At 64.9% G+C, this 19,496-nt stretch carries 26 protein-coding genes; 24 read left to right on the top strand and 2 right to left on the bottom strand.

Annotation, left to right across the window (positions count from 1 at the left end):
• Positions 1 to 16: 16 nt before the first annotated feature.
• A complete protein-coding gene (locus tag LQG66_RS03900) occupies positions 17 to 664 on the top strand; it encodes a LexA family transcriptional regulator (protein WP_231323603.1) in 648 nt (215 codons plus the stop codon).
• Entirely contained in the window at positions 661 to 1,140 is a 480-nt protein-coding gene (locus tag LQG66_RS03895) for a hypothetical protein (RefSeq protein ID WP_231323601.1), read from the top strand. The genes LQG66_RS03900 and LQG66_RS03895 overlap by 4 nt, the downstream gene beginning before the upstream one ends.
• A gap of 272 nt (positions 1,141 to 1,412) precedes the next feature.
• Here LQG66_RS03895 and LQG66_RS03890 read toward each other — a convergent pair whose 3' ends face one another.
• Positions 1,413 to 1,625 (bottom strand): hypothetical protein, encoded by a 213-nt coding sequence (locus tag LQG66_RS03890; RefSeq protein WP_231323599.1) that lies wholly within the window; start codon positions 1,623 to 1,625, stop codon positions 1,413 to 1,415.
• Between the two features lie 10 nt (positions 1,626 to 1,635).
• On the bottom strand, positions 1,636 to 2,931 hold the full coding sequence (locus tag LQG66_RS03885; protein ID WP_231323597.1) for a hypothetical protein: 1,296 nt from the start codon (positions 2,929 to 2,931) through the stop codon (positions 1,636 to 1,638).
• 202 nt (positions 2,932 to 3,133) lie between these two features.
• Here LQG66_RS03885 and LQG66_RS03880 point away from each other — a divergent pair, with 202 nt between their 5' ends.
• The 22 genes from LQG66_RS03880 (at position 3,134) to LQG66_RS03780 (ending at position 19,495) form a co-directional block, all read left to right on the top strand.
• The gene (locus LQG66_RS03880; protein ID WP_231323595.1) at positions 3,134 to 4,126 is read left to right on the top strand and encodes a phage protease; all 993 of its coding nucleotides are present in this window, start codon (positions 3,134 to 3,136) and stop codon (positions 4,124 to 4,126) included.
• A 40-nt stretch (positions 4,127 to 4,166) separates the two neighbouring features.
• A complete protein-coding gene (locus LQG66_RS03875; RefSeq protein WP_231323593.1) occupies positions 4,167 to 4,589 on the top strand; it encodes a hypothetical protein in 423 nt (140 codons plus the stop codon).
• A gap of 59 nt (positions 4,590 to 4,648) precedes the next feature.
• Positions 4,649 to 5,554 carry a Mu-like prophage major head subunit gpT family protein gene (locus tag LQG66_RS03870; protein ID WP_231323591.1) on the top strand — a complete coding sequence of 302 codons (906 nt, stop codon included), beginning with the start codon at positions 4,649 to 4,651 and terminating at the stop codon, positions 5,552 to 5,554.
• A gap of 11 nt (positions 5,555 to 5,565) precedes the next feature.
• The gene (locus LQG66_RS03865; protein WP_231323589.1) at positions 5,566 to 6,051 is read left to right on the top strand and encodes a hypothetical protein; all 486 of its coding nucleotides are present in this window, start codon (positions 5,566 to 5,568) and stop codon (positions 6,049 to 6,051) included.
• Complete coding sequence (locus tag LQG66_RS03860; RefSeq protein ID WP_231323587.1) at positions 6,048 to 6,347, top strand: hypothetical protein; 300 nt, start codon at positions 6,048 to 6,050, stop codon at positions 6,345 to 6,347. The genes LQG66_RS03865 and LQG66_RS03860 overlap by 4 nt, the downstream gene beginning before the upstream one ends.
• 129 nt (positions 6,348 to 6,476) lie before the next feature.
• Complete coding sequence (locus tag LQG66_RS03855; RefSeq protein WP_231323585.1) at positions 6,477 to 7,244, top strand: hypothetical protein; 768 nt, start codon at positions 6,477 to 6,479, stop codon at positions 7,242 to 7,244.
• A 7-nt stretch (positions 7,245 to 7,251) separates the two neighbouring features.
• Positions 7,252 to 7,377, top strand: a complete 126-nt coding sequence (locus LQG66_RS37230) for a hypothetical protein (protein ID WP_256460603.1) — start codon at positions 7,252 to 7,254, stop codon at positions 7,375 to 7,377.
• A 28-nt stretch (positions 7,378 to 7,405) separates the two neighbouring features.
• Positions 7,406 to 7,834 (top strand): gp436 family protein, encoded by a 429-nt coding sequence (locus LQG66_RS03850; protein WP_231323583.1) that lies wholly within the window; start codon positions 7,406 to 7,408, stop codon positions 7,832 to 7,834.
• A complete protein-coding gene (locus tag LQG66_RS03845) occupies positions 7,834 to 8,391 on the top strand; it encodes a phage virion morphogenesis protein (protein ID WP_231323581.1) in 558 nt (185 codons plus the stop codon). Before LQG66_RS03850 ends, LQG66_RS03845 begins: the two co-directional genes overlap by 1 nt.
• On the top strand, positions 8,388 to 8,831 hold the full coding sequence (locus LQG66_RS03840) for a phage tail terminator protein (RefSeq protein WP_231323578.1): 444 nt from the start codon (positions 8,388 to 8,390) through the stop codon (positions 8,829 to 8,831). The genes LQG66_RS03845 and LQG66_RS03840 overlap by 4 nt, the downstream gene beginning before the upstream one ends.
• On the top strand, positions 8,828 to 8,983 hold the full coding sequence (locus tag LQG66_RS03835; protein WP_231323576.1) for a hypothetical protein: 156 nt from the start codon (positions 8,828 to 8,830) through the stop codon (positions 8,981 to 8,983). The genes LQG66_RS03840 and LQG66_RS03835 overlap by 4 nt, the downstream gene beginning before the upstream one ends.
• Positions 8,984 to 8,986: 3 nt before the next feature.
• Complete coding sequence (locus LQG66_RS03830; RefSeq protein WP_231323574.1) at positions 8,987 to 9,919, top strand: phage tail tube protein; 933 nt, start codon at positions 8,987 to 8,989, stop codon at positions 9,917 to 9,919.
• 64 nt (positions 9,920 to 9,983) lie between these two features.
• Complete coding sequence (locus LQG66_RS03825) at positions 9,984 to 10,313, top strand: hypothetical protein (protein ID WP_231323572.1); 330 nt, start codon at positions 9,984 to 9,986, stop codon at positions 10,311 to 10,313.
• A gap of 65 nt (positions 10,314 to 10,378) precedes the next feature.
• Positions 10,379 to 10,753 carry a DUF1799 domain-containing protein gene (locus LQG66_RS03820; protein WP_231323570.1) on the top strand — a complete coding sequence of 125 codons (375 nt, stop codon included), beginning with the start codon at positions 10,379 to 10,381 and terminating at the stop codon, positions 10,751 to 10,753.
• Positions 10,753 to 13,083, top strand: coding sequence for a hypothetical protein (locus LQG66_RS03815; RefSeq protein WP_231323568.1), 2,331 nt, complete (start codon positions 10,753 to 10,755; stop codon positions 13,081 to 13,083). The genes LQG66_RS03820 and LQG66_RS03815 overlap by 1 nt, the downstream gene beginning before the upstream one ends.
• A complete protein-coding gene (locus LQG66_RS03810) occupies positions 13,083 to 13,715 on the top strand; it encodes a hypothetical protein (protein WP_231323566.1) in 633 nt (210 codons plus the stop codon). The genes LQG66_RS03815 and LQG66_RS03810 overlap by 1 nt, the downstream gene beginning before the upstream one ends.
• Positions 13,712 to 14,383, top strand: coding sequence for a hypothetical protein (locus LQG66_RS03805; RefSeq protein ID WP_231323564.1), 672 nt, complete (start codon positions 13,712 to 13,714; stop codon positions 14,381 to 14,383). The genes LQG66_RS03810 and LQG66_RS03805 overlap by 4 nt, the downstream gene beginning before the upstream one ends.
• Positions 14,384 to 14,508: 125 nt before the next feature.
• Positions 14,509 to 14,862: a GNAT family N-acetyltransferase gene (locus tag LQG66_RS03800; RefSeq protein WP_231323562.1), complete on the top strand. Its 354-nt coding sequence runs from the start codon at positions 14,509 to 14,511 to the stop codon at positions 14,860 to 14,862.
• A 1-nt stretch (position 14,863) separates the two neighbouring features.
• On the top strand, positions 14,864 to 17,812 hold the full coding sequence (locus LQG66_RS03795; RefSeq protein ID WP_231323560.1) for a phage tail protein: 2,949 nt from the start codon (positions 14,864 to 14,866) through the stop codon (positions 17,810 to 17,812).
• A complete protein-coding gene (locus LQG66_RS03790) occupies positions 17,809 to 18,840 on the top strand; it encodes a hypothetical protein (RefSeq protein ID WP_231323558.1) in 1,032 nt (343 codons plus the stop codon). The genes LQG66_RS03795 and LQG66_RS03790 overlap by 4 nt, the downstream gene beginning before the upstream one ends.
• Positions 18,837 to 19,067, top strand: a complete 231-nt coding sequence (locus LQG66_RS03785) for a hyaluronate lyase N-terminal domain-containing protein (protein ID WP_231323556.1) — start codon at positions 18,837 to 18,839, stop codon at positions 19,065 to 19,067. The genes LQG66_RS03790 and LQG66_RS03785 overlap by 4 nt, the downstream gene beginning before the upstream one ends.
• Positions 19,068 to 19,111: 44 nt before the next feature.
• A complete protein-coding gene (locus tag LQG66_RS03780; RefSeq protein WP_231323554.1) occupies positions 19,112 to 19,495 on the top strand; it encodes a hypothetical protein in 384 nt (127 codons plus the stop codon).
• The last annotated feature ends 1 nt before the right edge of the window (position 19,496 follow it).

Raw genomic sequence — 19,496 nt, 5'->3', positions numbered from 1 at the left:
TATTCAGGACATGAGAATGAGTGATCTGATTCAGGCACTTCTGCGGGTCCGGGCCTGGACGCAGGAAGACCTCGCCGAAGCGGTGGGCACCAAGCAGAACAACGTCTCGCGCTGGATCGGCGGTGTCGAGCCGCGCGGGCAGACGCGTGACCGCCTCCTGGAGCTCGCCCGCGAATCGGGTCTGATCGAGGAGCCGCGCGGCGACCGCAGCGTCATCGGGATCATGGGCGACATCGGCGCCGGCGCGAAGATCGAGCCGGACTACGAGCAGGCGCCGCCGGATGGCTTCGATCAGGTCGAGCTGCCGTTCACGCTCAACGGCGACGTCATCGGCTTCCGCGTCAAGGGCGACTCGATGCTGCCGAAATACGAGCCCGGCGCCGTGATCGTGGTGTACCGCAACCAGACCCGCGCGACCTCAAACCTTATCGGCGAATTCGCGGCGGTTCGGACGTCCGACGGCCACCGCTACCTGAAGCGCATCATGCCCGGCCGCAAGGCCGACCTCTACAATCTGGAGAGCTTCAACGGCGCGACCAGGCCAATCATCGGCGTCGGCATCGTGTGGGCGAGCGAGATCATCGCCAGCATCGAGCCGCGTCACGTGAGGAGCATCGAGGCGCCGCCAAAACTGAAGTCGGCCGGCCGGAGGTCATCATCATGAGGCGGCTCTGCATTCCGGCTGGCCTGGTCTGCCTGTTGCTGCTGTCGATCCCGGCGCAGGCCGATTGGACCATTGCCTCTCACAAGGACCGGCTCACCGACAAGGAGACCAGGACCGCAAGCCTTTCAGCCAGGCAGCCCGATCACGGCATCGCCGCGCGGCTGACGGTGCACTGTCTCGACCATGAGCTGGTCGGAGGGCTGATCATCTCGATCGAGACGGCCGCGACCTTCACCCGCGGGCGGATGGGCTTGAGGTTTCGCGTCGATGATAGCGAGGCGCAGCTGCGGTTCATGCCGGTCAACGCGCAGGGTAATGGCATGGCCCAATGGACCGATCCGGAGGATCTGCGCGGTGCGCGACGGCTGCGGGTCGAGCTGGAGCCGGCGCGATCCCCGAATCTGTTCTATGAATTCGACCTGGCAGGGGTCGATAAGGCGCTCGATCGCATCCCCTGCACCAGGACCAGGTCATAGCTTTAACCGGTCGCCCGCAGGGAAGCCCGCCCGTGCGTCTTGGGCGCTGGCCGGTCCATCCCGCGCCCGAAGCCATTTAAACTCAAATTGAAACGGTTGTGGCCCGGCGCGGGGCCATCGAAGCCGGCTGCGCCGGTCTGAAGTGCGGCGGGGAGCCCGATCTAGGCAATTCGAGGTGATTCCGGGGTTTTAACCCCGGGTCCGGGCCGGCCTGCGGTCCGGGGCTCAGCGCCATGGTGACCCGGACCAGGGGATCGCCAGGCCGCCGGCGATCAATCGGACGGCGGTTGGGGAGACTGGCCGACATAGTTGAAGCCGTCCGCCGCCTTGCCCTGCGCATCGACGTAGGCGCGGATGGTATCCGTCGAGAAGTCCTCCTCGCCGGGAGAGGCGGAGTTGCCGTCGTCATAGAACCATGTTGCCGGCGGGTTCGAGTTCGGCTCGACCTGCCGAATGCCCTTCTTCATGATCTGCCAGACAGCCATTGTTGCCTCATCAGGTGTTGTAATGGAGATTCACGATGACGTCCCCGGCCGCAAGAGCCGTAGTGTCGCTGTCTGCAGCCGCACCCGTGATCGCATAAGCGAGACCCGTTGTGAGGCGCAGCCCGGCGGTTCCAATCAACTCTGCGACCGGCAGGAATCCGCCCGCCGGAATCCCCCACGTCTCGATGGGAACATCGGTGCCGACCGTTGGCGCAGAAGCCTTGTTGTACAACTTGAAATACTTGACGCTGGCGCTGGCGTTGAAGATCTGTCCGCCAGTGACGACGGCGGCGGCGTTGCGAACAGACGTCGGATTTGTGGTCGCCGCGGCAATCGCCTTGTGGTAGTTGGTCACGCCAGAGCCGTAGGCCGTGCCCCAAAGCGTATAGATGGTTCCGAGCACCGACCCGGACCCGTTCGCACCGACGAGGATGACTGGTATGCCCTTGCTCGCGAGCTGATCGCCTTCTCCCGTCGAGATCTGGACGCGCTGCTCGAAATTGTTGACGACCAGTGCGCGCTGCACGGTCACCGTGGTGGCCGAACCGGGCGCCGTCACGTTCCGAAAGCGCATCACGAGCTTGTAGAGCTTTTTATCGTTCGGGCACTGCGTCGAGACGCGCGACCCCTGAGATCCTTTCGCGGACACGGTGTCGACGGCAGACGTCTGCGTCGTGATATCACGGCTGTCGATTTCGATCAGGCACTCCTGCGCCGTGGTCCAGGCAACCGCGGCGTTGCCGATGCCGCCGGCCGCCTTGTTGGGTGAGCCGTCACCAATGGCCTCGGCTTGAAATGCCGTGTTCGTCGCTGTCAGACCGAATTCGACGCCGCCGCGATTGGTGAACTCCATGGAGCCGTTGCCGTCTGCCGCGAAGTTCGGATTGAGCAGCGGAATGCCCGTCGCGGCATCGACCTCGATGAGGCCAACGAAGATCGAGTTCGCCGCGAGCGCCTGGGACTTCGACAGGACGACGAGGATATCCTCTTTGCCGAGGAAGGTGTCGCGTGACAGATACCAGCGCTCGGCGCCGACGATCGTCCCCATGTTGACCGTGAGCGCGGAGCTTGCCACGGCATCGGTGATGCCCGTGATGCCCGAGCCGATCTTGGCCTGGCTGACCTTCGCAGCCGGCAAATCGGCCAGCGCCGCGACCTTGGTGTTTGCGACGATCGCAGGCAAACCGCCGTCGATCACGTCCCAATTCAGCGGGTTGATGGCGCTGCCGCCGAAGTCGTCGATGAAAAGCGTGTCGAGGGATGTGTTGACCGTCGCCCGGTCCGTCATCCGAAATCTGTCCACCATGCCGCGCGCTCCCGCAATGAAGGCGCATCAGTAGGACATCGGAGGCAGATCACTCACCCTGACAGGTGTCAGAGTTACTGATCCCGGTGGCGTGGCCCAGTGTGGCCGCATGTCGGGGAAACACACAAGCAAAACTTTTGCGGTCAGCGGAGCCGGCGTTGAAATCTCTTTCAACGCGCAGGCCTCGGCACCCGAATGGATCATGTTGTTGCCGATCGGCCAGGGCGGCGTCGTGGCCACGATCGACGGCCGCGGCCCTTATCGTGTGCGCGATGCGGCCAAGCTCGCGGCCGATGCGCTCGCGCTGCATGCGGGCCGTATTCCGATTGACGAGAACCATGCGACCGATCTCGCCGCGCCCGAAGGGCGGCCGGCGCCGGCGCGCGGCTGGGCAACCGAGCTCGAAGTCCGCGCCGATGGCATCTATGGCCGCGTCGAGTGGTCGAAGCCGGGCGCCGCGCTGATGGAAGAGCGCGCCTATCGCTTCATCTCGCCGGTGCTGATCCATGACAAGGCCGGCACCGTGCTCGACCTGCCACGCGCGTCCCTCACCAACACGCCCAACCTGCGCGGAATGGCCGCGCTCAATGCGACACAGGAGAACGACCCGATGGATCTGCTCGCCAAGCTGCTGGAGCTACTCGGCATGCCCGCTGATGCGGGCGCGGAGTCCGCGCTCACCAAGGTCAAGTCGATGTGCGGCACCGACACCTCCATGAACGCGATCGCAACGGCTGCGGGGCTCAAGGCCGGCGCGAGCGCGGAGCAGATCGTCCAGGCCGTGACCTTGCTTGCGACACCCACCCCCGATGCGGCAACCACGATTGCGGCCCTCCAGAGTGAGGTGCGCGACCTCGGCACGCGGCTCGCATCGCAGACGGCGCTTGCCGCCACCGAACGTGCGACCGCCTTCGTCGACAACGCGATCCGCGAGAGCCGTGTCGGCGTCAAGGCGCTGCGCGAGCATTTCATCAGCCGCCACGCCGCGAGTGCTGCCGGCGCCGCCGACGTCGAGAAGGAGATCGGCGCGCTGCCGAAGCTCGGTCCGTCGGGCGCGACTGGCGAGCTGCCGCCGCAGATCAAGGACGGCAAGATCGCGCTCAACGCCGAGCAGAAGAACATCGCGGCGTTGCTCGGCCTCAGCGAGGACGCCTACGCCAAGACGCTCGCGGCTGAAGCCACCGCAGCTTCCTGATCCTTCATCCCTCGATCTGTAATCCGAGACGGAGACCGACATGACTGCTCTCACCGCCGACCGCGCCACGCCGCGCCGCGAGAAGCCGATCCACGCCTACGACGTCGCGGCTTCGACGAAGATCTGGGCGGGCGCGCTCGTCGTGCTGGCCTCGGGCTATGCCAAGGGCGGCGTCACGGCGACCGGCCTTATCGCTGTCGGCCGCTGCGAGAAGTACGTCGACAATTCGAGCGGCGCCAACGGCGACCTGCAGGTGACGGTGCAGTCAGGCGTGTTTCGCTGGAATAATTCCGCATCGACCGACCTGATCGCACGCACCGAGATCGGGTCGGATTGCTACATCGTCGACGACAACACGGTCGCCAAGACCAACGGCTCCTCGACGCGATCGGTCGCCGGCAAGGTGGTCGACGTCGATGCGCTCGGCGTCTGGGTCGCGACCGGCCCCGGCAACATCCTCTGATCCAGCTTCTTTGATCTTGGGCGGCGTGGTCACACGGCCCTTCGAAAGGTAGTTCATCCATGCTCATCAATCGCCAGAACCTCGACGGGCTTCGCGTCGGCTTCAAGACCACGTTCCAGAACCAGTTGCAGCAGACGGCGACGCTGTATCAGCGCGTCTCGACGGTCGTGCCGTCCACCACACAGAGCGAGGCTTACGGCTGGCTCGGAAAGATTCCGAGCGTCCGCGAATGGCTCGGCGAGCGCGTCGTGCAGAACCTGTCGGAGTGGAACTACGCGATCAAGAACAAGACGTTCGAGCTGACCATCGGCGTCGATCGCGAGCACATCGAGGATGACATCCTCGGCATGTACACGCCGATCTTCCAGTCGTTCGGTGAGTCCGTCGCGGCCTGGCCGGACCAGCTGGTCTGGCCGCTGCTCAATGCCGGCTTCACCACCAACTGCTACGACGGTCAGTTCTTCTTCGACACCGACCATCCGGTGATCGCGGCCGATGGCGTGACCGTCAACCAGGTCGCCAACACCGACGGCGGCTCCGGCACGCCATGGTTCCTGCTCGATGTCTCCAGGGTGATCAAGCCGATCATCTGGCAGCTGCGCAAGAAGGGTGATTTCATCGCGCTCGACCGGCCCGACGATCCGAACGTCTTCAACAAGAAGGAATTCCAGTACGGCTGGGACGGCCGCGGCAACGCCGGCTATGGCCTGTGGCAGTTCGCCTGGGGCTCCAAGCAGACGCTCAACAAGGCGAACTACGCGCTCGCCAAGCAGTCGTTGATGGGCTTGAAGGGCGACCACGGCCGCCCGCTCGGCATCTTCCAGTCCGGCAAGCCTCTGCTGGTCTATCCCTCATCGCTCGATGGCGCAGCCAAGGCGCTGATCAACGCGCAGCAAGATTCCTCCGGTGCTTCGAACATCTACTACAACGACGCCGATCTGCTCTGTTCCACCTGGCTCGGCTGATCGGGTGAGCCATGAGCAGGAAGCCGAAGTTAATTGACGCGACGCCGCAGATCACGATCTCGGCGGATCAAGCGGCCGTCGCGGCCATTACGGCCAAGGCCGACGCCGAGCGCCTGGCCGCGGAAGCCGCGGCAAAGGCCGATGCCGAACGTCTCGCCGCCGAGGCGGCCGCAGCGAAGGCGCAAGCGGAGCGCGCTGCCGCGGATGCGTCTGCCGCTGGTGTGACCGTGTCGTCGCCTCCAACCGTGATGCTGTCACCGGAAGCGGCCGTTGCGACGTTCGCGCTCGCGCTCGCGCCGGACGGCTGGTCGATCAAGGTCGCCACTCGCAAGGGCCGGACGCAAACGCGCTATCGCGTGGGCCGCGCGTTCGGCCCGGAGGCCGTGACGATCAAGGTCGATGATCTCACCGGCGATGAGCTGAAGGCGTTGCACGACGACGCGGAGCTCATCGTCACGATCAAGGACGAGAGCGAGAACGAGGAGAGCGGCAATTGAGCTATTCATTCGGCGTTTGGGCTAAGTCGAAGGCGGAGGCGAAAGCCGCCGTGGCTGCAAAGCTCGATGAGGTCATCGCGACGCAGGCGATTCACGCGCGAGACAAGAGCGCCATCCTGGCCAATGCCGCGGCAGTCATCGATCTGCTGGGCGACGCCGTTCCGGACGGCCATGAGATCCATGTCGGCTGCAACGGCTCCGTCAGCTGGATCGAGGACGGCAGCAACGTTGCGGACATTCCGCTCCGATCGGGGTCGATCTCGGCATCCGCCACGTACCATCGACCCCTGACCTAGAGCGGCAACTCGAGTTCGAATTCGCACGCCGGCCCGATGAGGGTCCTGACACCGGCGCGCGGATCTCGCCCTTGCCGCGGACTCACACCGCGGCAAGGGCCTCGGCTTTCTACCAAAGGGCAATGCACGATGGCGAAGAAGACGATCCAGCTTCCACTCGGAAAGACCGCGGCGCGCGCCGGTGCGATGTCGTTCAAGCTCTCGGACTACATCGACAAGAAGGCGCTGCCGAAGCCGCCCAAGCAGTTCGGTCACGAAGGCCTGGTTCCGGCGAGCTGGGGCATGCTCGGCAATGATCGCTACGGCGATTGCGTGTGGGCTGGCGCGGCGCACGAGACCATGATGTGGAACGCCGAGGCCGGCCGTAAGGTCGCCTTCACCGATGCGGGCGTGCTGTCCGACTATTCGGCCGTCACCGGCTTCAACCCGCGGAAGCCGTCGACCGACAACGGCACCGACATGCAGGTCGCGGCGTCGTATCGCCGCAAGACCGGCATTGTCGACGCCGGCGGTAAGCGCCACCCGGTCGCGGCCTATCTTGCGATCGAGCCGGGCAACATCAACGAGCACATGACCGCAGTCTATCTGTTCGGCGCGGTCGGCATCGGTATTTCATTTCCCGCCTCGGCGATGGATCAGTTCAACGCCGGCAAGCCGTGGGATGTGGTGAGCCGCACGTCGATCGAGGGCTGCCACTACATCCCGCTGGTCGCGCGGCGTGAGCAGCTCGACGTCGTGACCTGGGGCCGCCTGCAGGCGATGACCCCGCGCTTCTTCCAGAAATACAATGATGAAAGCGTCGCTTACGTCTCGCTCGAAGCGCTCACCAAGAACAAGTCGCCGGAAGGGTTCGACGCCGCGCAGCTGCAGGCGGACCTCGCCGCGCTGGGAAAGTGAGGCGGCCATGAAGAGGATCGTGATCAGGGTCATCGCCGCCATCGCCGCAGCCGCGATGATCTGGCATGCGCTGCCGAGCCAGTCGAACAGCGGCATGGTCAAGCCGTCGATTATCGTGGGTGGCGCGGCATGAGCGAGCTGCGCAAGCGGTACCATCGCGCATGAGCTATGCCGCCCAGTCCGACCTGGTCGCGCGCTACGGCAACGAGATGTTGCTGGAGCTGACAGACCGCGCCGATCCGCCGGCCGGCGCGATCGACGGCACGGTCGTGACGCAGGCGCTGAACGATGCCGACGCCGCGATCAACGGCTACCTGCTCGGACGCTACGCGCTGCCGCTGTCGACCACGCCGCCGCTGCTCAAGGATCTCGCGGTGCCGATCGCGGTCTACAAGCTTCATCGCGACACGGTGTCCGAGAAGGTTAGGCTCGATTATCTCGACGCCTTGAAGATGCTTTCACAGATTGCGAGCGGCGCCGTCCGGTTGGCGGTCGCCGGCATCGAGCCCGCGGCGTCTGGCGCGAGCGGCGTGCGGACCACCGATCGCGTCCGCCCGCTGACGCCCGAGAACCTGAAAGGGTTCATCTGATGAGCGGCGCGCTTCTCAGGATCGACCTCGCGGGCCAGGACAAGGTCGTCGGCCGCATTGCCGAGGCGATCGGCCGGCTGTCCGATCCCAGGCCGATGTTCGAGGACATTGGCCTGGCGCTCGTGACCTCGACGCATCACCGGTTCGATCAACAGCGTGCGCCGGACGGTTCGCCCTGGCCGCCGAGCCTGCGCGTCAAGCAGCATGGCGGCAAGACGCTGATCCTGTCGTCGCGGCTCTATCGCTCGATCACGTTCCAGGCCTCGACGGCACAGGTCGAGGTCGGCACCAACGTCATCTATGCGGCGATCCATCAGTTCGGCGGCGACATCGACCAGGCGGCGCGCGAGGCCGTGCTGCATTTCAAGACCAACAAGCGCACCGGCCGATCGCGGTTCGCCAAGCCGTCGAAGGCCGACCGCGCGCGCAAGGCCATGATCGGTGCGCGCACCATCCACATGCCGGCGCGACCGTTCCTCGGCCTCGATCAGGATGATCCGCGTACAATCACGACGATCGTCGAGAACTTCCTCGCCGCCGGAGGGCAGCTGTCATGACCACGCTGGTCGACAACGTCTCTACGCGGATCGACGCCGTCGTGCCGGCCCTCAAGGACCGCATCGAGGGCATCGCGGATCTCGCCGCGCTCATCGCCGCCGGCGCGCTGCCCCAGCGCGAGGTCGCGGCCTTCGTTGTGCCGGTCGGCTTCGACGATCGCGGCGGCGAGTCGGCAACGTCGGTACATACGCAGGTGCTGGAAGAGTCCATCGCCGTGATTCTCTGCGTGAAGGCGCTCGGCGACGCCAAGGCGCGGCGCGCGCTGCCGACCATCGAACAGCTCACCGGCGCCGTCATCGCTGCCGTTGCCGGGTGGGCGCCAGACGATGTCGCCGGCGTCTTCCGTGTCGTCAGGGGGCGGCTGCTCTCGGCCGAGAAGGGCCTCGTGCTCTATCAGCTCGACTTCGCACTGCTCGATCAGTTGAGGATCGTTTTATGAGCAACGACACAACGCCCGAGACGCTGCCGCAGCCGGCCGGCGGCGGCAGCTGGATCCGCAAGCCTGACGGCTCGCTGGTTCCGAACGTGCCGCCGGTCGACGCCAGTGCCGAGTCGGCCGAGGCGCCGAAGCCCAACAAGAAGGGGAAGTAAGCGATGCCGATCTTTTGGCGCAAACAGGTCCTGCTCGCGAAGATCGAGACCACCTATGGCACCGATCCGACATTGACCGGCGCGCTCAACGCGATCCTCGCGAAGAATGTCACTATCTCGCCGATGGACGGCAGCGACGTCTCGCGCGACCTGGTCACGCCCTATTTCGGCAACCAACCGTCGATCCCGGCGGAGCTCCACGTCACCATCAACTTCGACACCGAGCTTGCAGGCTCCGGCACGCCCGGAACGGTGCCGGCCTGGGGCGTTCTGTTGCGCGCCTGTGGCTGCGCCGAGGTGATCACGGCCAGCACATCGGTGACCTATACGCCGATCACGGACAACATCGAGAGCGCCTACCTGAAGTTCTGGGTCGGCGGCACGCTCCACGCCATCAAGGGCGTACGTGGCTCGGTCAAGCTCACGGCGAATGCCCAGGGCATTCCGATGATGAGCTGGAGCTTCATGGGACTGTGGGTGGCGCCGGCCGAGGCAGCAGCAGCCGTGCCGACGCTCACAGCATTCAAGAAGCCGGTCATGGTCAATAAGACCAATACGCCTACCTTCAACGTCAACTCCGTGTCGCTGGTGATGCGCAACTTCTCGTTCGACCTCAACAACCAGGTCGAGCCGCGCATGCTGGTCGGCACAGAGTCCGTTCTGATCACGGACCACCGCGAGCAGATCGAGTTCACCTGCGAGTCCGTTCCGGTCACCACCCTCGATCCCTACGGTCTGGCCAATGCGCAGACCACCGTTCCGGTCTCGCTCGTGCACGGCACCACGGCCGGCAACATCATCACGCTTTCTGCGCCGACGTCGGAGTTCAAGCGGCCGACCGGCTACCAGCAGAATCAGGGCGTGGCCGAATGGCCGCTCTCTATGCTGGCGCTGCCGAATGCCGGCAACGACCAGTTCTCGCTCGCATTGACCTGAAGGCGTCGCTCCGACCGGAGCGGCGCCTCTCGACCACGATCATCTGTCAGGAGGATTTGAAGCCATGTTCAAAGTCGTCACCAACCGCACCTTCACCCACGACGTGAAGGTGCAAATCCCCGCCGATGGCGGCCATGTCGAGGAGACGCTGAAGACGACGTTCGTCTGTCTGCCGTCAGAGCAGCTTGCGAATTACGACCTCAGGACCGAGGGCGGCGCGAGCGTGTTTCTCGAAGCGTCAGTCAAGACGTTCCACGATCTCGTCGACGACGACGAGCAGCCGATCGAATGCACTGCCGAGCTGCGCACCAAGCTGCTCTGCGACCCGAACATCCGCCTGGCGCTGTCGACGCACTACTTCCGCGCCGTGACGAAAGCTCCGGAGGGAAACTGAGATGGGCTGCCCGGCGCTGGGTCCGCGGCGCACCGGCAGCCGCGGACGTTTCCGAAGAGACGCGTGTGCTGATCGAGGATGCTCGGCGCGCCGGCATGGATGCGCAATCGCTCGACCATCTGCGGCAGGCGCTGGCGACCGAGGAGCCGGAGACCGATGCGGATCAGGAGTTCGACGGGCTATGGCCGGAGAACGTTCCGATCGTGCGCGCCTTCCTTGCGGTCGCCTCGCAATGGCGGATCGTGCCGCGCTCGGCCGGCGGAATGATCACGCCGATGGGCGGCACCATCGCACCGACCGTGCCCGTCGTCATCGGGCTCGACTATGCCGGCGTGCGCGCCGGTCTCGATGCGGAGGGTTTTGCGATCACGCCGGAACTGTGGCGCGGTCTGCGCACCATGGAAGCCGCGGCCTGCGCGGCGTTTAACGAGGATCGTTGATGCGTGTCTCTCTGGTCATCGCGGGTGATGCCTCCGGCGCCAAGCAGGCGGCGCAGCAGGCCAAGTCCGCGCTGTCGGATCTTGGCAAGCAGGTCGACGTGCTCGGCGCGCTGGAGAAGGAGCTCGACCGCGCGGTCGCGGACGTTAACGTCGGCATGGTGGCGGCGCGCAACGGCACCACCGCGCTTGCCAGCGCGCATGGCGGCCTGTCGGCTCAGGCAATGTCCGCGCAGCACTCGATCCGCAGCATGGTCGAGCAGCTCGTGATGGGCGCTCCGCCGACGCAGATCCTGGCCGGGCAGCTCAATCATCTGTCGTTCGCCGCCACCGGACCAGGCGGCATCACGGGCGCCTTCAAGGAAGCCGCCGGCGCGGTGACGGGACTGCTGACGCCGGCGCGCCTGATCGGCGGTGCGGTCGGCATCGCCGTCGCGGGGTTCGCCGGCGCGGCACTCAGCATCACAAAGAGCAGCCTGGCGCTCGACGATCTCTCGCGCTCAACGGACGAGACGATCACTAAGCTGCACGGGCTGGAGCAAGCGGCGTCTTTCAAAGGGATCGATACCAAATCGTTTAACGAAGGCATCACCGGCTTTGCCGACCAGGTCTACCAGGCAAAGCAGAACGCCGGGTCGCTCAATGGGCTGATGATCGCCAACGGCAAGAGCGCCAAGGACTTCGCAGGTTATCTCGGCGGGGTCGCCGATCTCGTGGCGCGCTCGACCAGCGACATTCAGAAGCAGAAGATCCTGCGCGAGGCCGGACTGCCGGCCGACATGGCCTGGGTGCGTTTCATGGAGCAAGGCAGCGCAGGCATCCAGGCCGCCGTTGCCGGCACGATCAAGTTCAACGATTCGGCTGAAGCCAACCTGATCCGGAAGGCGCGTGAGTTCGATGACGCCTGGAATACGGCAACGACCAAGATGGTCAACGGCTTCAAATCGGCCGTCATCGATATCGTCGGCGCGATGTCTAGCGTGAAGGTGCCGGACTGGCTGATGCGTCTCGGCGGCGGTGCCGCGACCGCGGCATCCACCATCCCCGTGCTCGGTGCCGTCGTGTCCGGTGCCAGGCTCGCGGCCAGTGCAGTGAGTAGCAGCGACTCTCCGAACTTCGCGGACCGCTATGGCTCGTTCCAGAAGGCGGCCAACGATAGCGCGCTGCAGGCCGGCTACGGCCGCAAGGCCGCCGAGCTGCGCGGCGAGAAGGATCCGATCACTCTCCAGAAGGCAATGAACGACAACCAGCAGGCGCAGCAGCGCATCGGGCTGCTCGGTCAGCTCGCGACAGTCGAGGACCAGGTCAAGTCCAAGGAGCTTGAGCTGCAGGCAGCCGCACTGCAAGGGGTCGGCGTCAGCGCGAAGCAGCGCGATGCGATCCTCAACGTCGTGCGGGCGCAGGCCGAGATGTCGCGCGTCAGCCAGCAGGCGTCGATGGGCATCTACGACCAGGCCAAGGCGGCGCAGGCGGCGAAAGATCAGCTGCAGAGCTGGATCGATCAGAAGCTGGTCGATCCCACGAACAGCGAGCAGATGGCAGGGGCGCAGACGGCGCTCGCCAAGGCCATGCGCGACGTCGCCGATGCGGCAAAGGTCGCCGGCTCGAGCCTACCCGGCGTTCAAGCGGCGTTGAACGACATCGGTAACGCCAACAAGCAGCTCGACTCGCTGGCGCTGGAGAGCCGGAGCACGTTCAGCAGCATGTGGGTGGAGTTTGGCCAGGGCCTCCGCAACGGCGCGACCGGCTTCGAAAGCCTCGCCAAGGCAGGTCTGAATGCGCTCGGCAAGATATCGGACAAGCTGATGAGCATGGTGGCGGACCAGCTCTGGGCGTCTGCCTTCGGCGGCAGCTCGGGCGGCGGGCTCTTGTCGCTGCTCGGCATCGGCTCCGGCGGCAGCACCGCATCGGCCGGCGGCTCGACGTTCGGCGTCACCGGCGCTCTCTACGACGTCGGCGGCTATACCGGTCCTGGTGGTAAGTACGAGCCGGCTGGCATCGTCCACAAGGATGAGTTCGTGTTCGAAAAGGAGGCGGTCGGACGGATCGGGCTGCACAATCTGAGCCGGCTACGGCGCGGCTATGCCGGCGGCGGCCTGGTCGGCCAGGATGGCGTCACGGCGGGCACGACTGGCGCCGGCACCGCGGGTGGCGGCGCCATGAAGATCGACATCGGCGTCAGCGTCGACGACGACGGCAAGCTCAATGCCTTCGTCAAGAAGGTGTCGACGCAGGCCGCCAACGATTCGGTCGCCGGCTTCGCGTCGAGTCCGCAATTCGTCGACCACGTCGCCACCGCGTCGCGCACGGCGCAGAGCTATAGGAAGCTCTGATGTCCATCACATATCCACGCACGGACATCCTAACCGCGGTGGGCTTCTCGCCGCCGTTCGCGTTCGAGCCGATGCAGCGCCAGGAGCAGAGCCGCGTGGCGCTCGGCAAGACCTTCGTCAAGGATCTCGGGCCGGCACTGTGGACGGCCACGTACACGACGGAGGAGCTGATCAACGACGCTGTTGTCGACTACCAGGCGATGCTGGCCTCGCTCGACGGCGCGATCGGGACGTTCGAAGCCTGGGACATAAGGCGGCCATGGCCGCGGCTCTATCGCACCGGCGCGGCGGCCAACGGCACCATCGCTTCCGTCAATTCGAACAACAAGGCGCTGGCGCTCGTCGGCCTCAACGCCGGCCAGGTCGTCTCGCGCGGTGATTATCTCTCGTTCGACTATGGCGGCAAGCGCGCGCTGCATCAGGCGATGGAAACAGCGACGGCCAATGGGTCAGGCGCGGCCCCGCAGTTCGAGGTGAGGCCGTACATCCGCGCTGGCTGGAGCGCGGGCGCGGTCGTCAATCTCAAGGCGCCGCGCGGCGTGTTCGCGCTCGTGCCCGGATCTGTGCAGCCGACGCAGACCCGTGGCGCATTCGGCAGGGTCACGTTCCAGGTGGTGGAGGCGCTATCGTGACGCGGTCCATCTCCTCTGCCAACTACACGTCTCTCCAGAACCGAGTGCTGATCGCCCGCGACTTCATCTGGTTTGTGGTACGCGACCGCTCGACCGGCGCGCCGGTGACGGATGGCTACTGGTCGGACCTCGGCTCGATCAGTGCCGACGTGATCGACCCCGATACCGGCAGCATCGTGACGCGCACCTTCGCGAGTGGCGCCGGCCTGGTCTCGGTATCGGCGATTCCGCTGGTCTCCAACCTGACAGTGCAGACGGTCACCGTGAAGCTCTCGCAGGTGTCGGATCGCGTCAATGATCTGATCCGCGGCTACGACTGCAAGCAGGGCAAGGTCCAGGTCTTCCGCGGCATGTTCGATCCCACGACACGCGCGATGGTGGCACCGGCGATCCCGCGCTTTGCCGGCACGATCGACACGGCGCCGATCAAGACGCCGCCGGAGGGCGAGATCGGCGACGTCACGTTGACCTGCACCGGCAACACACAGGAGCTGATGCGCTCCAATCCCGACACGCGGTCGGACGCCTCGCAGCGGCTGCGCGATTCGATCGACGAGTTCTACCGCGACACGGCGACCGTGATCGAGTGGCAGATCTACTGGGGGAAGAAGAGTGGGACGATCGACATCGTCGGCGCATCCCGTGAACTCATCGGGCAGCCGTTCTGATGCGTGGAATCGTTCGTCAGGCAACGGCTTCGGACACTGCGCGCTCTGTCGAGATGCTCCGTTCTTTTCACCGCGTCTGGAAGACGAACGTCGGAATTCGGATCTCCGGAGCGCGCGACGGAGATTTGTCATTCCGGCCGGACTACGCCGAGCGCCTGTTCCAGGCCCATCTGCGCGGCGGCTTCGCTTGTGCCCTCGTGCTCGACATCGCAGGCATTGCGCAGGGGCTGCTGTTAGCCGCCGCGTTCGAGCACGGTTTCGCTCCGATCTGGATGGCGAAGGAGACGGCGTGGTGGATCGAGCCGGACCACCGCGGCCGATCGGCGCTCGCGATGCTCGATGCCTATGAGGCGTGGGCGCGCGGCCGAGGCTGTATCTTCGCGGGCATGGCCGGCATGGGCGACGATCCGGACGTTGCCGCGCTCTATCGCCGTCGCGGCTATCTGGGCGCCGAGACCCACTATTTGAAGGCGCTTTGACATGGCGATCTTCACAGCAGCCGCAATCGCCGCCGCAATCGGCATCTCGCAGGGCTTCATCGCCACCGCGGTCGCTTTTGCGCTCAACGCTGCCGTGTACGCCGCGGCGTCGTTCGGCCTATCCTATGCGGCGAAGGCGATCTCGGGCCAGAAGGAGCAAAAGAACACCGACAATTTCGGTGTCCAGGGCAAGCTCACCGGCGGCGGCGCCGTGCCGCGCTCGTTCGGGCTCGGCTATCACATGACGGCCGGATCGCTGACCTATGCGAACCATCACGGCAATTTCGGCGACACGCCCAACGCCTATGTGACGCAGGTCATCGCTCTGTCTGACCTGCCGCGCGAGCGCCTGGTTGGCGTGTGGGTCAACGGGCAACGCATTACGCTGGCCGCTGGCGGCGCGGATGCCGGCACCTGGGGATCAAGCTCGATCGGATATCCGGTGCCGGAGTTTATCCGCCCGCACAACGGCGAGGGTGGGGCCACACCGCATCTCTGGATCAAGTACTATGGCGGCACACAGACGGCGGCCGATGCCTATGTGATCAATGCGGCGTCCTCCGCCGACCGCCCCTACGGCGTCAATCGTATCGGCCGCGGCATCTGCTACGCCGTCGTCACCTACCTTGCCGACGAGAATCTCTGGAACGGCTTTCCCGAGTTCAAATGGGAGCTGTCCGGGGTGCCGCTCTACGATCCGTCGAAGGATTCGACGGTCGGCGGCTCCGGCTCGCATCGATACAACGACGAGAATACCTGGGGCGGCGACGGCGACGACTATCCCGTGGTACATGCCTTCAATATCCTGCGCGGCTTCCACTACAACGGCGTGTGGCTCTACGGGCTGCAGAACATGGCGCCGGCGCGGCTGCCGGCAACGAACTGGATCACACAGGTCGCCAAATGCCGCGCGACGATTGCCGCGGCCGGCGGCGCGGAGCCTGTCTATCGCTGTGGCGGGCAGATCAACGTCGACACACAGGCAGCGAATGCGCTGGAGACCATCCTGACCTCGTGCCAGGGGCGTCTGTCGGAGATCGGCGGCTTCTACAAGGTCCACGTCGGCGAACCGGATACACCGACCTTCGCGTTCTCCGACGACGACATCCTGTCGACGGAGGCGCAGCTCTACAAGCCGTTCTTCTCGTTGTCCGAGAGCGTGAACGGCATCCAGGCGCGCTATCCGTCGCCGGCACAGGGCTGGAACTACGACACCGCGCCGGCCTACTATCGCACCGATCTCGAAATGCGCGACGGCAACCGGCGCCTGATGGCGTCGCCGCAGTTCGACTTCGTGCCGTACGCCGAGCAGGTACAGCGGCTGCAGAAGTCCGCGATCGAGGAGGCGCAGCGCGCGCGCACCCACACGCTCGTGCTGCCGCCTGCATTCTGGATCGTCGAGCCCGGCGACGTCGGCGCCTGGACGAGCGTGCGCAACGGCTATGACGCCAAGCTGTTTCGGGTCGACTCGGCGATCGACCAGGACAACCTCGACGTTACGCTCAATCTCACCGAGGTCGATCCGGCCGATTACGACTGGCATACCGGGACCGAATTCGTTCCCGTCATCGGCGGTGTCGTCGGATCGATTCCGCCCCCCGCACAGGGGATCGCAGACTGGAGCGCGCAGCCCTACGCGCTGCTCGACGATACCGGCTTGGCGCGACGCCCGGCGATTCTGATCAGCTGGGCCGGCGATACGCTCGGGGTGTCCGCTGTGCAGTTCGAGGTGCGGCTCGCTTCCGACGGATCGCATGTAACGCGCGGCCGCACCGAGCGTGTGACCGCCGGCAGCCTGATCATCACACAAGGCATCCTGCCGGCGACCACCTATCAGGTGCGTGGCCAGTTCATCCCGTCGACGCCGCGGGATATGTTGTGGTCGTCGTGGATCGGGGTGACGACGGAGGACATCCGGCTCTCACTCGCAGAGTTCGACGCAGCGGTCGCGGCGCAGGTGACCGCGCTTCAGCGGCAGATGGAAGATCGGATTACGGACCGGCTGCAGCAGATTGAGGCCCGGCTTTCGGAGGCGATGTCGCGTGGATGGATCGACAAGCATGAGATCCGCTCGCAGATTTTCGCGCAGTTCGGCGCCGCCTATGCGGAGATCGGGCGTGTCGACACGGTCGCCGTCGATGCTCACACGGCCGTTGCCTCACTTGAGACCACGGTGACCGCCCGGTTCGGCGACGTCGACGCCTCGATCACCGAGACGGCGCAGGCCGTGGCGACGATCGAGGGCTGGGCCAATGCAAGATATTCACTGGCGCTGACGGTCGACGGCGTCGCGACCGGCTTCGATCTGTTCAACGGCGGCGCGGGCTTTACCTCCTGCACGTTCCGCGCTGACAAGTTCGAAGTGCAGTTTCCCGGCTACAATGGCAATAGTCCGCTGCCCGTCTTCACGATCGGGACGCTCAATGGATCGCCCGCAATCGGCATCGCCGCCAACATGTTCCTCGACGGGACGCTCAATGCGCGGGTGATCCAGGCCGGCTCGATCTCGACGCTTCAGCTCGCTGTGAACGGCGTCGATCTGCCTAACATCATCAATGGCGCGGTGAGCAACACACAACTGTTCGATACGCCGCCAGCTTCATCTTCGATCGGAACGACGTTGTTGAGTCAGAACGTTGCGATCAAGTCGGGCAAGGCGACGATGATGCTCTCGGCGGAGTGGGCGAGCCCGCCTGCAAATTATGCCGGCTCGCGTCCGGCCTCCGCGATCGCATTCTACGTGGATGGCAGTTTGGTTCGGCAATTTACTTGGTCGTATACGCTCTATGGGACCTCGGGTCTCCATGAGCTGTATACACCGTTCTCCGTGCATCACACGCAAAAGAACCTGTCGGACGGCGTTCATAACTTTCAAGTCAGGATCGTGAATTACGGCGCCAACTATAGCCTGCTGGCCGGCCAGCTCTACATCACGGACTTCAGACGATGACGCTTTCGAACTACGGCACCGGCACAATTTCGATTGCAGCGAATGGCACTGCGGCGATTGGCACAACCACGCTTTGGTTCACCAATGTCCTACCGGGAGACGTGCTGCAGGTCGGACAATATCAGTCGGTCATCATCGACGTTGTCGACGACACGCATGTTGCGATTCCGCAGTGGGGCGGTGGCGCGATCAGTGCCGCGGCCTACAAGATCTGGAAACTGCCTGGCTCGCGCAACACGACGCAGGCCAACGAAGACGTCGAACGGCTGGTCGCGCTTCTCAACGGAATGGGTACCTTTTATTTCGTCGCCGGATTAACGCCTGATCCAGCGATCGGCGACGATGGACAATATGCGCTAAAGACCAACACCGGACTTTGGCAATTGTGGTTCAAGACCGGTGGCGTGTGGGTTCCACAGGGCAATCCGGCCGGCACGAGCACCAATCGTGGCACATGGGATAGCGCGATTGCCTACGTCATCAGCGACACGGTCTCGCGCCTTGGGTCGAGCTACCTTGCCAAGGCGCCGAGCACCAACAAGCCACCGGAGTCCAACCCGGCGTTCTGGGATTTGGTCGCGGCAGCCGGCATCAAGGGCGACCCGGGCAACAAGGGCGACCCGGGCGCGCCCGGCACGGCGGCAACGATCGCGATCAATGCGGTCACGACGCTGCCGGCCGGGTCAAGCGCGACGGTCACCAATCTCGGCACCAGTGGAGCCGCCAGCCTGGCGTTCGGGATTCCGCAAGGCGCTCAGGGGCCGCAGGGTATCCAGGGCATTCAGGGTGTGGGCATCGAGCCCGACGCATCGGGCACGCTGGCCCAGCGCTCGATCTATGACGGTCAGGCGCAAGGATTCAAGTATCTCCAGACCGACGTCTTGCCGTTCCGACTCTGGGTGAAGGCTTCGAACACGTCGGCCGACTGGGCCGGACCACACTTCATCGGAGGTACGGCCGCAGTCGGCGACCTCGGTTCGACCTCAGATCCCGTCCTTCAGATCGTTGACTTGGGAGTAGCAGCATGACGACGGCAACACAGCTCCAGCTTCGCCGCAATAACGCGGCGGGTATCGCAGCATTCACCGGGGCGCCTGGAGAGGTCACTCCAGACATGACTAATAAGCGGCTCTATCTGCACGACGGTACCACGGTCGGCGGCTTCGCGCAGGCCTCCAAGGCTGATCTCGACGCGGCCATCGCCGGAGTCAGTGCCGGCGCGAACGCTTTTCTGCAGTGGTCGAGCTGTAGCTGACGGTCTCTCCCCACCAACATCTGCTCTTGAAAGGGATATGATTTATGGCATCGGCACCCGTCTTCGTCGGAGTACCCAAGACCTGGCAGGCCGCGCTCTCGGCCGCAAACACCAATCGCGACGGCACCGGCTTGCTGGTGACGCTGGTCAGTGCCGGCGCATCGGGGTCGCGGGTCGACAGTCTCGCCATCATCGCATCGGGCATAACCACCGCCGGCGCCATCCGGTTCTTTCTGAATGACGGCACCAACAAGTATTTGCGCAAGGAGCGCCTGGTGTCCGCGATCACTCCGTCGACGGCAATCTCGGTGTTCGAGGATGAGGTCAACTTCTCCAATGGTCTGGTGCTGCCGTCCGGCTGGTCGCTGATGGCTGCCACTCACAATGCGGAGGCGTTCAAAGTGTTCGCGCAGGGCGGAGACCTCTGAC

It is taken from the genome of Bradyrhizobium ontarionense (assembly GCF_021088345.1).
Lineage (GTDB): Bacteria > Pseudomonadota > Alphaproteobacteria > Rhizobiales > Xanthobacteraceae > Bradyrhizobium > Bradyrhizobium ontarionense.
Note: the sequence above shows the minus strand (reverse complement) of the source record. Positions and strands in the feature narration are given on the sequence as shown.